Source organism: Amycolatopsis sp. NPDC043889, from assembly GCF_056435645.1.
In genome coordinates this window covers 23125-36587 of record NZ_JBWKEC010000009.1, presented here as the reverse complement: position 1 = coordinate 36587, position 13463 = coordinate 23125, and the positions used below count along the sequence as shown (strand labels likewise).

Below are 13463 nucleotides of genomic sequence, written 5' to 3'. Positions count from 1 at the left end.
GCGTAACCCGTCAGTCGTCGTCTTGCAGTACGTACACCCGGTCTTCGAAAGGCGGCACTTCCCGCCAGCGGCCCCGCCCGATGGGCTTGATCCGCACTTCACCCACGTACTTACGCACGAGTAGACGCCGTGCAACGAACCGTTTGCCGTCGAGGTCGAGCGCCTTCCACCGCAGCGCGACGTCCGGCCCCGGTTCCAATACGCCTTCGAGGACGGACGGCGCCAGCGATTCCGCCTCCGCTTCAAGATCGGCAATCTGTTGCTTGTACTTGGCCTGAATCGGCACCGCGAAGTCGAGATCGATTTCTTCGGTCACTACGCGTTCGGCAAGGTGTTCCCGCTTCTCCTTGATTTCGGCGATCTTGGCGTCGATCTCGTCGAGTCGCCCGCTGCTGTCGTCCCCGGCCTGCCGCAGCTTGCCGTACATCGTCGGGTCCGACAGCCACGCCAACAGGAGGTCGGTCACCCACTCGTCGAGCAAGTCTTGCTCGATCCGGGAACACCCCCGCTTGCTCCGGCACGCGTAACGCAGCTCACTGGACGTCCGCACTTTGGCGGACCGCACCACGTCACCGCACACACCACACCGCACGATCATCGACAGCAGATGCCGGGCCCCGCCCTTGGCCTCCGACCACTCCGGGCTCGTCCGGCGCCCCGGCTCGCTAAGAATCCGCTGAACCTTCCGGAACGTCGGCGGCTCCACGATCTTCGGCCAAACGGCCTTGTACTTCTTCGCGTTAACCCCCGTCCGGTAGGTGGCTTCGCGTTCTGGATCGTGCACCCGGACGCCCATATAAGTGGGGTTCAGGAGCATGGTCCGCAAGTGCGCAGCGACGAACGGGCCGCCCGACCGCTTCTCGATCCCGCGGGCGGCGAAATCTTGCTCTATGACGTACAGCTTTTCCCGGCTCGCGACGCGCTCGAACAGCTCCTTGACCACCTTGGCCTCTTTCGGGTGCTTCACCTGCCGCACGAAAGCCCCGGTCGTCGGCGAGTAGATCCGCTTGTACCCGTAGGGCACCTTGCCGTGTGGCAGGCCAGCCACGGCGGCTTTACCCGTTCCGCGCCGGACACGCAAGGACAGCATCCCGGTTTCGTAGGCGGCGTCAGCCGCGGCGTTGACCAACTCCCGCCGGTCGTGCGGGTCGCGCGGGTCCAAGAGACGCTGACGGAAGTCGATCCAGAACTTTACGCCGCGCAGGGCAGCCAGATCGATGAGCTTGATCCACTCGTCCTCGCGGCGGGAGCCGCGGGAGTTCTCCCACATCATGAGCACCTGCGCGCCGAAGCGGTCATGCTCAAGATCGGAGATGAGGCGTTCGAAGTTGACGCGGGCTTTCGTCGCGAACCGCGACGCCGAGCCGACGTCGCGATACGACGGCCCCTTGAGCACCCAGGTTTGCCGCTTCGCGCTGATCTTGTGGTCAGAGTGCTGGTCGTTCGGACTCTTCTGGTTGCCGTACTGATCCTGCGAGACGCGCAGCAGATCACGCGCGATGATCGGCGTTGTTGCAGGTAGAGAGGTCATGGCCGTAAAGTACCACTAAGAAGGTACGTCCCAGGTCATGCCGCTCGTCTTCTTCGCCGGCGGCGCGGCGAACCTGATCTCGTTGAACCGCGCGGAAAGTTCCCGTTCCTGGCTCGCGGCCCGCCTCAAGCGCCTGATGATCCCGGTACTGCCGCTGGTGGCCGTCTGGCTGTTCGTCCCGGACATTCTGCGCGGGATGGGCATACCGGAGCAGCCGCTGCAGGTCGGCGGAGCGATCGCCGCGCAGCTGCTGTGGTTCCTGGCCGTGTACGTGCTCACCGTGCTGCTCACCCCGCTGATGACCGCCGCGCACCGGCGCTGGGGCCTCAAGGTCCCGCTCGTGATGCTCGCCGCCGCCGTCCTCGTCGACGTCGCCCGCTTCAACGACCTCGGCCTGATCGGTTTCGCGAACGCGATCTTCGTCTGGATGGCCGTGCACCAGCTCGGTTTCCACTACACGCAAGGCCGTCTCGGTTCGCTGAGCCGCAACACCGCGCTGGGCATGGCGGGCACCGGCTTCGGTATCACCGCGCTGATGGTCGCCTTCGGCCCGTATCCCGCGAGCATGATCGGCATGCCGGGCGCCCCGGTGTCGAACATGAGCCCGCCGACCGTGCTGCTGGCCTTCCTCGCGATCGGCCAGATCGGGCTCCTGCTGGCCTTCAAACCGCAGCTGAACGCCATGGCCACCCGGCCGGGTCTCGACGCCGCGCTGAAGTGGATCGGCCCGCGGTTCATGAGCGTCTACCTGTGGCACATGCCGGCGCTGATCGTCGTCTCCGGTGTCGCGGTCTACGGTCTCGGTTACGAAACCCCCGAACCGGGTTCCGTCCTGTGGCTGACGATGCTCCCCGCGTGGCTCGGCGCCTGCGGGCTGGTGCTCCTCGGTCTGCTGCGGATGTTCGCCCGCTTCGAAACGCAGGGTTCCGGCCCCGCGTCGACCGCCCACACGCCTCAGCTCGTGGTGGCCGGACTGGCGATCGCGGGCGGCCTGCTCGGCCTCGCCGCGCACGGTTTCGCCCCGCTGAGCGACGGTCTCGCCCAGGGTCCGGCGCCGTGGGTGGCGCTGGCGACGGGCGGATTCCTCCTGGCGGGCAAGCAGATCCAGGTTTCGGAGCTGGGGACGCGGTTGCTCGGCCGCGCCGTTTCGGTCACCGAGGTGGCCCAGCTCAAACGCTGAGCAGTTTCGCGGGGGTGTCGTGCAGCACCGCCCGCAGGAACGGCTCACCCAGGCGATCGTCGGCGGCCCAGCCGGCGATCGCCTGCAGCTGTGTGGCGTACGAGTACGGGATGTTGGGGAAGTCGGTGCCGAGCACGACGCGGTCGGGGAATTCGGCCAGCAGGTCCGTCCAGTCCGGCGGGAGCGGGTTGCCGCGCGAGGTGAACTCCACCCCGACCATCGTGGTGTCGAGGTACACGCGCGGATATCTCCTGGCCAGCTCGAACGCGAAGTCGATCTCCGGCATGCCGGCGTGCGCGAGCACCAGTGTCAGACCGGGATGCCGGACCAGGATCTCCTCGAACAGCCGTAGCCCGGTGTAGGCGCCCTTCAACGGACCGTGTCCACAGTGGACGACCACCGGGACACCCGCGTCCGCCAGCGCGCCCCAGACGCCGTCCAGCAGCTCGTCACGCGGATCGTAGGCGCCGACCTGGACGTGCGCCTTGAAACAGCGGGCGCCCGCGCGCAACGCACCGTCCACAACGGACAGCGCGGACGGCTCCGGGTAGAAGGTGCCGGTCGGCACCGCCTCGGGGACGCGTTCCGCGAATTCCAACGCCCACGACGTCAGCCATTCGGCCATTCCCGGCTTGTGCGGATAGACCAGCGGCGCGAACCTGCGCACACCGAACGAGCGCAGGGTTTCGATCCGTGCTTCTTCCGGCGTGCGGTAGTGCACGGGCCAGGCCATGCCGTAGTGCTCTTCGGACTGGTCGAAGTAGGCCCACACCTTGTCCATGACCTGCTTCGGCAGGAAGTGCAGGTGCAGATCCACGAGCCCGTCGATGCCGAGCGCCGAGATCCAGCCGGGGATCTCGGCGTCCGAAGCGGGCCCGTGGATCAATCGTTGTACCGGCCCTTGAGCGCCCGGCCCATGGCCCGGCTGATGGTGCGCTGCGCGTCGCGCTTGGCGATGTCCTGCCGCTTGTCGTAGGACTTCTTGCCCTTCGCCAGCGCGATCTCGACCTTGACCTTGCCGTCCTTGAAGTACATCGACAGCGGGACGAGCGAAAGGCCGCTCTCCTTGGTCTTGCCGATGAGCTTCTCGATCTCCTGGCGGTGCAGCAGCAGTTTCCGGGTGCGCCGCGGCGTGTGGTTCGTCCACGTGCCCTGCACGTACTCCGGGATGTGCACGTTGCGGAGCCAGACCTCGCCGTCGTCCACCGTGGCGAACGCGTCGGCCAGTGATGCCCGTCCTTCACGCAGGCTCTTCACCTCGGTACCGACGAGCACGAGACCGGCTTCGTAGGTGTCGAGGATGGAGTAATCGTGGCGAGCCTTGCGGTTCGACACGATCACCTTGTGTCCACGTTCCTTGGGCATAGCGGCGACTCTACGTGAGTTTCTGTGTTCGGGCAGGTGGTTATCGGGCGGCTAGTGGCGCACGTACAGGCGCAGCGTCACGTAACCGGTGATCGCCGAAATGACGATCGAGACGGCGAGCAGGATCGGCGCCACCGGGAACAGCAACTCGAGCATGCCGACCGCGGGGAACACGTCTCCCGTGAGCACCAAGTCGAGCAACAGCACCTTGGTGAGCACGAGGAAGACGATGCCGATGATCGCACCGACCAGGCCGGCGACCACCGCCTCCAGGAGGAACGGCAGCTGCGTGTACCAGCGGGTCGCGCCGACCAGCCGCATGATGCCGACCTCGGTGCGCCGGGTGAACGCCGACACCTGGATCGTGTTGGCGATCAGCAGCAGCGCGGCGATGGCCATGATCAGCGCGGCGCCGAAGGCCAGGTTCCGCACACCGTTGAGCGCGTTGAACACGCGGTCCAGTGCCTTCTGCTGGTCGTCGACCTTGCTGACGCCCGGTTTGCCGGTGTACTCCTGGATGATCGCCTGGCTGCGCTCGGGGTTCTTCAGCTTGACGTGGAGCGACGCGGGCAGCGCCTCCGGCCCGGTCAGCGCGAGCAGTTCCGGCTGGCTCTCGAACATCTTCTTGAACCGCTCGTAGGACTGCTCGCGGTTCTCGAAGACGACCGACTCGACGCCTTCGTTGCCCTGAAGCTCCTGCCGCAGCGACTGGCAGGCGGACTGCGAGCAGTTCGGGTCACCCGCGCTGATGTCGTTGACCAGATAGACCGAAACCTCGACGTCGGCGAGGAAGTTGGCCTTCATCTTGTCGATCGTGCCGACGGCCAGCAGACCGAAGCCGAGCATGGCGAGGGAGACCGCGGTGGTGAGGATCATCGCGATGGTCATCGTGACGTTCCGGCGCAAGCCGGTGACTACCTCGCTGAAGACGAAACTGGCGCGCATCGGGGTTGATGTCCCTTGGAAGTCGTGGGTTACGGAGGAGGGCGGGGCCGGTCAGCGGCCGATGCCGTAGACGCCTCGGGCGTCGTCACGGATGACCTTGCCGAGCTGGAGCTCGACGACCCTTCGCCGCATCGAGTCCACGATCGAATGGTCGTGGGTGGCCATCAGCACCGTCGTGCCGGTGCGGTTGATCCGCTCCAGCAGCAACATGATGTCCTGGCTGGTGTCGGGGTCCAGGTTCCCGGTCGGCTCGTCGGCGAGCAGCACGAGCGGGCGGTTCACGAAGGCGCGGGCGATCGCGACGCGCTGCTGCTCACCACCGGAGAGTTCGTTGGGGAGACGGTCGGCCTTGCCGTCGAGGCCGACGAGTTCGAGCACCTCGGGCACGACCTTGCGGATCGTGGGCCGCGGCTTGCCGATGACTTCGAGCGCGAAGGCGACGTTCTCGGCGACGGTCTTGTTCGACAGCAGACGGAAGTCCTGGAAGACGCAGCCGATGGTCTGCCGCAGCCGCGGCACCCGGCGACGGGCGAGCTTGGCGACGTCGAAGTTGGAGACCATGACGCGACCCTTGCTCGGCACCTCTTCGCGCAGCAGGAGACGCAGGAAGGTCGACTTCCCGGATCCCGAGGGACCGATCAGGAAGACGAACTCGCCTTTGTCGATCTCGACCGACACCCTTTCGAGGGCGGGACGGGTCGAGGTCTTGTAGACCTTGGAAACCTCTTCGAGCCGGATCACGGTTCGGCATACTACCCATGCCCATCGTTAAGCCCGGGTAGCCCGGTCCCGGCGGCCAAGCGAGCAAGGGACCTTTGCTCTCACTCTCTTCCGGAAAGTGACAGCAAAGGTCCCTTGCTCTCTCACGCAGGGTTGTTACGCGGCTCCGGACTGCTTGCGCCAGCGGATGCCGGCCTCCAGGAAGCCGTCGATCTCGCCGTCGAGCACGGACGACGGGTTGCCGACCTCGAACTCGGTCCGCAGGTCCTTGACCATCTGGTACGGGTGCAGCACGTAGGAGCGCATCTGGTTGCCCCAGCTGGAGCCGCCGTCCTTGAGCGCGTCCATCTCGGCGCGCTCCTCCTCCTTCTTCCGCTGCAGCAGCCGCGCCTGGAGGACCTTCATCGCGGCCGCCTTGTTCTGCAGCTGCGACTTTTCGTTCTGGCACGAAACGACCACGCCGGTCGGGATGTGTGTGATCCGCACCGCCGAGTCCGTCGTGTTCACGCTCTGCCCACCGGGACCGGACGAGCGGTACACGTCGACGCGGATGTCCTTCTCGGGGATGTCGACGTGGTCGACCTCCTCGACCTCGGGCATCACCTCGACGTGCGCGAAGGAGGTCTGGCGGCGGCTCTGGTTGTCGAACGGCGAGATGCGCACCAGCCGGTGCGTGCCCTGCTCGACCGAGAGCGTGCCGTAGACGTAGGGCGCGGTCACCTTGAAGGTGGCGGACTTGATGCCCGCTTCCTCGGCGTAGGAGATGTCGTAGACGTCCGTCGGGTAGTTGTGGCGCTCGGCCCACCGCAGGTACATCCGGAGCAGCATCTCGGCCCAGTCTGCCGCGTCGACGCCGCCCGCTTCGGACCGGATGGTGACCACGGCGTTGCGCGGGTCGTATTCACCCGACAGCAGGGTGCGGACCTCGAGCCCGTCGATGTCCTTGGTGAGCGCCGTGAGCTCGGACTCGGACTCGGCCACGCTGGCGGAGTCGCCCTCGGCCTCGGCCAGTTCATAGAGGACGCCCAGGTCGTCGAGCCGCTGCCGCAGCTCGGAAATGCGTCGCAGCTCACTCTGCCGGTGGGACAACTGGCTGGTGACCTTCTGCGCCGCTTCGGGGTCGTCCCAGAGGTTCGGGCTGGATGCCTGTTCCTCCAGCTCGGCCACCTGGGCACGCAGCGCATCCAGGTCCATCACCGACTCGATCTGCGTCAGCTTGCCGGCCAGGTCCTTCAGTGCCGCATCGAACTCATCACTCACGTCGGCCAAGGTTACGGCAAAACCCACGACCGGTTGCGGGGAACCGGCCGTGGGCACCTGTCCGGGTCAGGACTGGGGGATGGAATCCAGCAGTTTCAGCGCGGCTTTCGCCTGCGCCTGCGCGAACTCGGCGACGGCCTTGGCGTACGGGCCGTCGGCGGCCTTGGTGGCGACCTTGGCCTCGTCGAGCTGCTGGGTGTAGCTCGCGCGGGCCGACTCGAGCAGGGCCGAGCGCTGCTTGACCGTCAGCGAACCGGCGTGCACGAGACGCAGGATCAGCGGGCTGCGGAGGTGGTCAGGACCGGCTTCGGAGGTCAGCCACGTCTTGAACGCCTTCTTGCCCGCCGCGGTGATGAGGTACTGCTGGCTCGACCGCGGGCCCTGCTTGCCGAGGCGGACGAGGCCCTCCTTCGACAAGGCGGGGAGCTCCCGGTACACCTGGCTGCGGGTCACGCTGAAGAAGGCGCCGAAACGCTCACCCGCCCCCGCGACCAGTTGCCCGCCCGTGGCGGGACCGTCGTGGAGAAGACCGAGCAGTGCGGCGGCTGTTGCATTCAATTCGGACACGTCCTCTACGGTCCCACTTTTCGGAACCTGTGTCCACTGTGGTCAACACATCTGTCCATTGTGGCTAGTGATATGCGCTCATTCGGCCCAACGCACTACGCCTGTCCACAATGGACCGAACACGCTACGCAACCGGCCTCCGCCACGGACAGCGGTACCCGCCCCACGGACCAACGACGGAAGTGATCGCCCCGGAGGGCGCGCTCGATACGAAACAGGAAAAAAGGAGGCGCGGGTCTGCGATTTCCGCAGACCCGCGCCTCTTCTTCATCTGTAGCGGGGACAGGATTTGAACCTGCGACCTCTGGGTTATGAGCCCAGCGAGCTACCGAGCTGCTCCACCCCGCGTCGTTGTGTCAATAGATTACATGGGGGCGAAACCGACTTTCAGGCGGGTACCCCTAACTTCCCGAAGCGCCTTTGACCAGCCGTTATGGCAAGACTTTGTCATCCAGCCAGCCGAAGACGCCGTTGAGCACCATGGTCAGCCCGTCGGCGAACCTGCCCTCGACGTCCTCATCGAACACCCAGGCCGTGGGCGTGGCGTCATAGCGCGGGTCCCGTTCGCCCGGAACCGGGTAAACGGCCTGCTCTTCGATGGTGAAACCGACTACGTAGCTGTAGACGGTGAACAACGCTCGTCCGGCCAGGTACGGTTCGAGCCCCGCGTCGACACGCCCTTGAAACGGATTGTCACCGAGAAGGCTGTCGTCGGTCATGAAAGTCCCTGCGAACACCTTCGCCCCGTCACGGTAAGCGAGCATCATCCGGCGCAAAGCCCGTGACGCCAGCTCGAGAGTCTCGCGCTCCCCTGTCCCTTCGGGAACGCGGCCCGGCATCGCGTCCGCGTACATCCGCGTCGCCATCTCGTCGAGCAGCTCCTGCTTGTTCTTCACATGCCAGTACAGCGCGGGCGCCTTGACGCCGAGTTCCTGCGCGATCAGGCGGAGCGTCAGCCCGTTGAGCCCGACGTCATTGAGCAGCCGAAGCCCGGCACGGACGATGTCCTGCCTGGTCAGACCCACTTTCATCCCTCATTCCAGCGGAAGCGCCTTGACAATTTAACGATGTTAAGGGCACGCTGACCACAGGTCAATTTAACGTCGTTAAGGAGTGGCATGAACAACCTGGGGACGGACGTGATCGTGGCCGGAGCGGGGCCGGCCGGGCTGATGCTGGCCCACGAACTCGCGCTCGCCGGCGTCGATGTCGTGGTCCTGGAACGGCATCACGTACGCACAGGACTGTCGAAGGCACTGAACCTGCAGCCGAGGACCGCGGAAATGCTGGAGCTGCGCGGACTTCTGAATGGCGCCGAGGAGCGTTCGTTCGCGACGGTGCAGGACGGGCATTTCGCGATGATCCCCATCGGCTACGACGGCTGGGGCACTCGATTCCCTTTCCAGCTGGGGATTCCGCAGGCACAGGTCGAGGCGTACCTGGAGGAACGGCTTGCCGCACAAGGAACGAAGGTGAGCAGGGGCGCCGAAGTAATCGATTTCGTGCAGGACAAGGACTTTGTCTCTGTTCGGTACCGAACAGACACTGGCGAGAACCGGCTGCACGCGAAGTTCCTCGTCGGCTGCGACGGCGCTCGAAGCGTTGTACGCAAAGGACTCGACGTGGACTTTCCCGGTGTGGACGGTGAAGGTTTCGGGGTGGTCGCGGACGTCCTGTTCGACAAAATCCCCGCCGGTGCGCAAAAACAGTGGCGAACGATGCGGAACGTCGGCGAGCCGACCGGTGCGACCACGTTCAAAGGCCTGATTCCGCTGGGAGAACCGGGCCTCTACCGCTTCGTGTACGGCGACAGGGCCTCGCGACCCAAGGACATCCGGTCCGCCATCTCCCACGACGAGGTCCGGCAGGCCTTGCTCGACTCGTACGGTGAGACGGCGACGGTGTCGGAAATCCGCTGGGCGTCACAGTTCTCCGACGCGGCACGGCAGGCGGAGCACTACCGCGTCGGGCGGGTACTGCTGGCGGGCGATGCCGCGCACATCCATTTCCCGGCAGGGGGCCAGGGGCTGAACCTGGGCGTGCAGGACGCCATGAACCTGGGCTGGAAGCTCGCCGCGACAGTACGCGGATGGGCCGGTGACGACCTGCTCGACACCTACGAGGCCGAGCGGCACCCTGTCGGCGCGCAAGTGCTGCACAACGTCGCCGCTCAGCTGGGGCTGACTCCGCGATCTCACGAGTCGCGCGCCCTTCGCGACCTTTTCGCCGACCTGACCTCGCTGCCCGAGGTGAGCCGGTATCTGTCGGGCATGGTTTCCGGCCTCGGGATCCGCTACACGACGCACGGGACGTCGCATCCCGCGCTCGGCTCGCGGCTCACCGACCAGGACGTCGCCACGGAGGCCGGCCCGCTGCGTCCCAGCACGCTCTTCCGCGACGGCGGCTTCGTGCTCCTGACGACCACTCAGGCCCACGTCGATGCCGCCCGGGCCCACGCCCAGTCGCCACGTCTGACCACCCAGCTGGTCACAGCGCTGCCGTGGCCGTCCGTGGAAGCCGTCCTGTACCGGCCCGATGGCTACGCCTGCTGGGTCGCCCCTACGCGGTAGCAAAGGTCCCTTGCTCTCCCCGCGGTACCTAGGGCACCCACTCGACCGACACCCGGGGGTCCAGGGGGCGGAGCCCTCCTGGCGGGGGTCCGGGGGTTCGACCCCCGGGACAAATGCGAAGGAGGCCCGGTCTGCGCAATCCGCAGACACGGGCCTCCAACCTCTGTAGCGGGGACAGGATTTGAACCTGCGACCTCTGGGTTATGAGCCCAGCGAGCTACCGAGCTGCTCCACCCCGCGTCGTGACACCTACCTTACGCCTGCGTTTCGAGCAGGCGCAAAGCAGGTGCCCTTTAGGTAAGCGACGTCACCCTCCAGGCTGACCGGAGGTCGGGGGCGCACCGGACGCCGGCGGGTTCGCCTTGGCCGACTCGTAGGCCTTGGAGGCCGCTTCGAGCGCGGCCAGGGCGGCACCCTGGTCTGCGTAGTTCCCGGATTGCTGGGCGGCGCGGAACTTGACCCAGGCGTCGTGCATGTCGCCGGAGGCCTTGTCCAGCGCCGGGTTACCGCCGGCGGGCGGCTGCGGCGTCGTCGTCCCCGGCGGCGGAGGAGTCGTGGGTCCAGGGGTGCCACCGGTCTGCGGCGGTGTGACCCCGGAACCCGTGCCCGCGCCGAAGACCTGGTCCAGGGCCTCGTTGAGCGTCGGCGCGAAACCGATCTTGGTGCCGTAGGAGACCAGGACACGGGCCAGCTGCGGATAGCTCAGCTGATTCCGTTGCCGGATGTAGACCGGTTCCACGTAGAGGAAGCCGTTGGCGACGGGCAGCGTGATCAGGTTTCCGTAGGTGACAGTGACGTTCGGGTTGTTGAACAGCGTCCGGTCCTGTGCGACCCGTGGGTCACTTTGGAATCTGTTCTGGACCTGGACGGGACCGTCCACCTGTGTCGATCCGCTGGCGCCTGTCGGCAGTCTCAGGACGCGCATCTTCCCGTAGTCCTCGGGATCCGAGGACACCGACATCCAGGCCGCGAGGTACTGCCGTTGGAGACCGGTCAGCGAACTGGTGAGCTGGAACCGAGACTTGGTGTCGCCCGGCGCGGTGGCCAGGACGTAGTAGCCGGGCTGGTTGGCGATCCCGGAGGCGGACGCGTTCACGCCGCCTTCCTGCGTCGGGTCCTGCGGAACGCTCCAGAAGGCCTGCTGAGCGTAGAACTCCGCGGGGTTGTTCACGTGGTACTTCGACAGGAGCTCCCGCTGCACCTTGAAGAGGTCTTCGGGGTAGCGGAAGTGCGACCGCAAGTCCGGCGAGATCTCACTGCTCGGCTTGACCAGGCCCGGGAAGACCTGCTTCCAGGCGTTGAGCACCGGCTCGTTGTCCTCGACCCCGTACAGGGTCACGGTGCCGTCGAACGCGTCGACGGTGGCCTTGACCGAGTTGCGGATGTAGTTGATCGAGGAGTTCGCCTGGCGGGTGGTGCCGCTGAGCGAGTCGTTGGTCGCCTGGCCGAGCTGGGTCTGCTGGGCGTACGGGAAGTTGTTCATCGTCGTGTAGCCGTCGACGATCCACTTGATCTTGCCGTCGACGACCGCCGGATACGGGTCACCGTCGAGGGTCAGCCACGGCGCGATCTTGGCGACCCGATCCCGCGGTTCGCGGTTGAACATGATCTTGGATCCGTCACCGATGGCATCGGAGAAGAGAATGTTGCGCTCTCCGTACTCGGCGGCGAAAACGAGGCGGTTGAACCAGTTGTCGATCGGCACGCCGCCGGAACCCTTGTAGATGTAGGCACGGTCGACGGCGGTGTCGTACTCGCCCGGCGCCTGCCCCGCCTTGCCGCCAACGATCGCGTACGCGGCATCGGTCGCGAGCTCGCCGTAGTAGATACGGGGCTCGTCCACCTTGATGCCCGGCTTGCTCGGGTCGGTCGCCCCGGCGCCCGCCGGGTTCTGGGTGTCGCTGGTGGTGGCGATCGGGTAACCACCGTCGGAGTTGGCGTCCTTCAGCGCACGGTCGATCGTGTTGGCCGGCGCCGCGACGAAACCGTTTCCGTGTGTGTAGACGAGGTGCTTGTTGATCCAGTTCGTCTGGTTGCCGGTCAGACCTTCGGTCTTGATCTCCTTGGCCGCGACGATGTAGTCCTGCGTGACCCCATTGAGGGTGTAACGGTCGATGTCCAGCTTGGACGGGAAGCCGTAGAAGTTCTCACGACCGACGCGCTGGGTGAACGTGTCGCTGAGGACGTTCGGGTCGAGGAGCCGGATGTTCGGGACGGTCCCCTTGTCCGCCTTGATCTCCGCGGAGGTCGCCTCGGACTTGCCGGTGTAGTCCTTGTACTCGACGTTGGTCAGCCCGAACGCCTGGCGGGTCGCGTCCATGTTGCGCTGGATCGACGCGGCCTCCTTCTCGTTCGCGTTGGGACGCACCGAGAACTGGTCGAGCACGGCGGGCCACGCGACGCCGACGAGCACGTTCGACAGGATCAGCAGCACCAGCGCGATCGCGGGCAGCTGCAGGTTGCGCAGGAACGCGCCGGCGAAGAACGCGACGGCACAGATCACCGAGATGCACAGAAGGATCAGCTTCGCGGGCAGAACCGCGTTCAGGTCGGTGTAGGTCGCGCCGATGAAGAGCGGCGCCCCCCTGTCGGAGAGCAGCAGGTTGTAGCGATCGAAGAAGTATTCGACCGCCTTCAGCAGCACGAAGATGCCGATGGTGATGGCGAGCTGGGCACGGGTCGGGCCGGCGAGCTGGCCGCCCTTACCCGCGAGCCGGATGCCGCCGAAGATGTAGTGCGAGATCAGCGCCCCGAAGAACGCGATGACGACCGAGATGAACAGCCAGCCCAGGAGCCAGTTGTAGAACGGCAGGTCGAAGGCGTAGAAGCCGACGTCATTGCCGAATTCGGGATCGGTCTGACCGAATGGCGTGCCGTTCAGGAACAGCTGCACGACCTGCCAGTCGCTCTGCGCGGACGCGCCGGCGATGAGCCCGGTGAGCACCGGGATGCCGATGCCGAACAGGCGGATCCGGCCGACGATCGCCGATCGATAGCGCGCGAGCGGATCGTCGTTGCCGGAAATCGGCACGAAGACGGGCCTCGACCGGTACGCGATCATCAAACTGATCGCCAGCGAGCCTCCCACCAGGAGCCCTACGGCGAAGAACAAGACCACACGGGTGATCAACACTGTGCTGAACACCGTGCGGGCACCAACCTCGCCGAACCACAACCAGTCGACGTAGGTGTCCAGCAGTCTCGCGCCCAGCAGCAGCGCCAGAATGACGACGGCGGCAATGATGAGCAGGATCCGGCTGCGCCGGGACAGCTTCGGCAGGCTCACGGGGGGCCGAGTGGCCACTGCACACGCTCCTGGTTTGGT

Annotated in this window: 10 protein-coding genes, 2 tRNA genes and 1 pseudogene; 2 read left to right on the top strand and 11 right to left on the bottom strand. The window is 66.0% G+C overall.

Annotation, left to right across the window (positions count from 1 at the left end; genetic code table 11):
- Positions 1-10: 10 nt before the first annotated feature.
- Positions 11-1531: a recombinase family protein gene (locus AC0685_RS18860; RefSeq protein WP_478226694.1), complete on the bottom strand. Its 1521-nt coding sequence runs from the start codon at positions 1529-1531 to the stop codon at positions 11-13.
- Between the two features lie 28 nt (positions 1532-1559).
- On the opposite strand from AC0685_RS18860, the pseudogene AC0685_RS18855 reads away from it, so the two are divergent.
- Positions 1560-2711, top strand: a pseudogene (locus tag AC0685_RS18855) (acyltransferase family protein); the annotation flags it as partial.
- On the opposite strand, the gene AC0685_RS18850 reads toward AC0685_RS18855, so the two are convergent.
- From AC0685_RS18850 to AC0685_RS18815, 8 genes are all read right to left on the bottom strand, one after another.
- Positions 2701-3597 carry an amidohydrolase family protein gene (locus tag AC0685_RS18850; RefSeq protein WP_478226693.1) on the bottom strand — a complete coding sequence of 299 codons (897 nt, stop codon included), beginning with the start codon at positions 3595-3597 and terminating at the stop codon, positions 2701-2703. The pseudogene AC0685_RS18855 and the gene AC0685_RS18850 sit on opposite strands and share 11 nt — an antisense overlap.
- A complete protein-coding gene (smpB, locus tag AC0685_RS18845; RefSeq protein ID WP_340684288.1) occupies positions 3594-4076 on the bottom strand; it encodes an SsrA-binding protein SmpB in 483 nt (160 codons plus the stop codon). Before smpB ends, AC0685_RS18850 begins: the two co-directional genes overlap by 4 nt.
- Before the next feature lie 51 nt (positions 4077-4127).
- Positions 4128-5021, bottom strand: a complete 894-nt coding sequence (gene ftsX, locus AC0685_RS18840; RefSeq protein ID WP_340684289.1) for a permease-like cell division protein FtsX — start codon at positions 5019-5021, stop codon at positions 4128-4130.
- 51 nt (positions 5022-5072) lie between these two features.
- Positions 5073-5762, bottom strand: coding sequence for a cell division ATP-binding protein FtsE (gene ftsE, locus AC0685_RS18835; protein WP_005168409.1), 690 nt, complete (start codon positions 5760-5762; stop codon positions 5073-5075).
- Between the two features lie 135 nt (positions 5763-5897).
- A complete protein-coding gene (prfB, locus tag AC0685_RS18830) occupies positions 5898-7001 on the bottom strand; it encodes a peptide chain release factor 2 (RefSeq protein WP_219145734.1) in 1104 nt (367 codons plus the stop codon).
- Between the two features lie 66 nt (positions 7002-7067).
- Positions 7068-7568, bottom strand: a complete 501-nt coding sequence (locus AC0685_RS18825; protein WP_125789207.1) for a PadR family transcriptional regulator — start codon at positions 7566-7568, stop codon at positions 7068-7070.
- A gap of 274 nt (positions 7569-7842) precedes the next feature.
- Positions 7843-7916 (bottom strand) — tRNA-Met (locus AC0685_RS18820).
- Positions 7917-7999: 83 nt separating this feature from the next.
- Positions 8000-8593 (bottom strand): TetR family transcriptional regulator, encoded by a 594-nt coding sequence (locus AC0685_RS18815; protein WP_478226907.1) that lies wholly within the window; start codon positions 8591-8593, stop codon positions 8000-8002.
- 93 nt (positions 8594-8686) lie between these two features.
- Here AC0685_RS18815 and AC0685_RS18810 point away from each other — a divergent pair, with 93 nt between their 5' ends.
- A complete protein-coding gene (locus AC0685_RS18810; RefSeq protein WP_478226692.1) occupies positions 8687-10138 on the top strand; it encodes an FAD-dependent monooxygenase in 1452 nt (483 codons plus the stop codon).
- Positions 10139-10304: 166 nt separating this feature from the next.
- Here AC0685_RS18810 and AC0685_RS18805 read toward each other — a convergent pair.
- Together AC0685_RS18805 and AC0685_RS18800 are read right to left on the bottom strand one after the other, a co-directional pair.
- A tRNA-Met gene (locus tag AC0685_RS18805) sits at positions 10305-10378 on the bottom strand.
- Positions 10379-10445: 67 nt separating this feature from the next.
- Positions 10446-13442, bottom strand: coding sequence for a UPF0182 family protein (locus AC0685_RS18800; RefSeq protein WP_478226691.1), 2997 nt, complete (start codon positions 13440-13442; stop codon positions 10446-10448).
- Between the last annotated feature and the right edge of the window lie 21 nt (positions 13443-13463).

Coding starts and splice junctions, on each gene's coding strand:
- AC0685_RS18860 (WP_478226694.1), bottom strand. CDS start 1,531: ATGACCTCTCTACCTGCAACAACGCCGATCATCGCGCGTGATCTGCTG.
- ftsX (WP_340684289.1), bottom strand. CDS start 5,021: ATGCGCGCCAGTTTCGTCTTCAGCGAGGTAGTCACCGGCTTGCGCCGG.
- smpB (WP_340684288.1), bottom strand. CDS start 4,076: ATGCCCAAGGAACGTGGACACAAGGTGATCGTGTCGAACCGCAAGGCT.
- AC0685_RS18810 (WP_478226692.1), top strand. CDS start 8,687: ATGAACAACCTGGGGACGGACGTGATCGTGGCCGGAGCGGGGCCGGCC.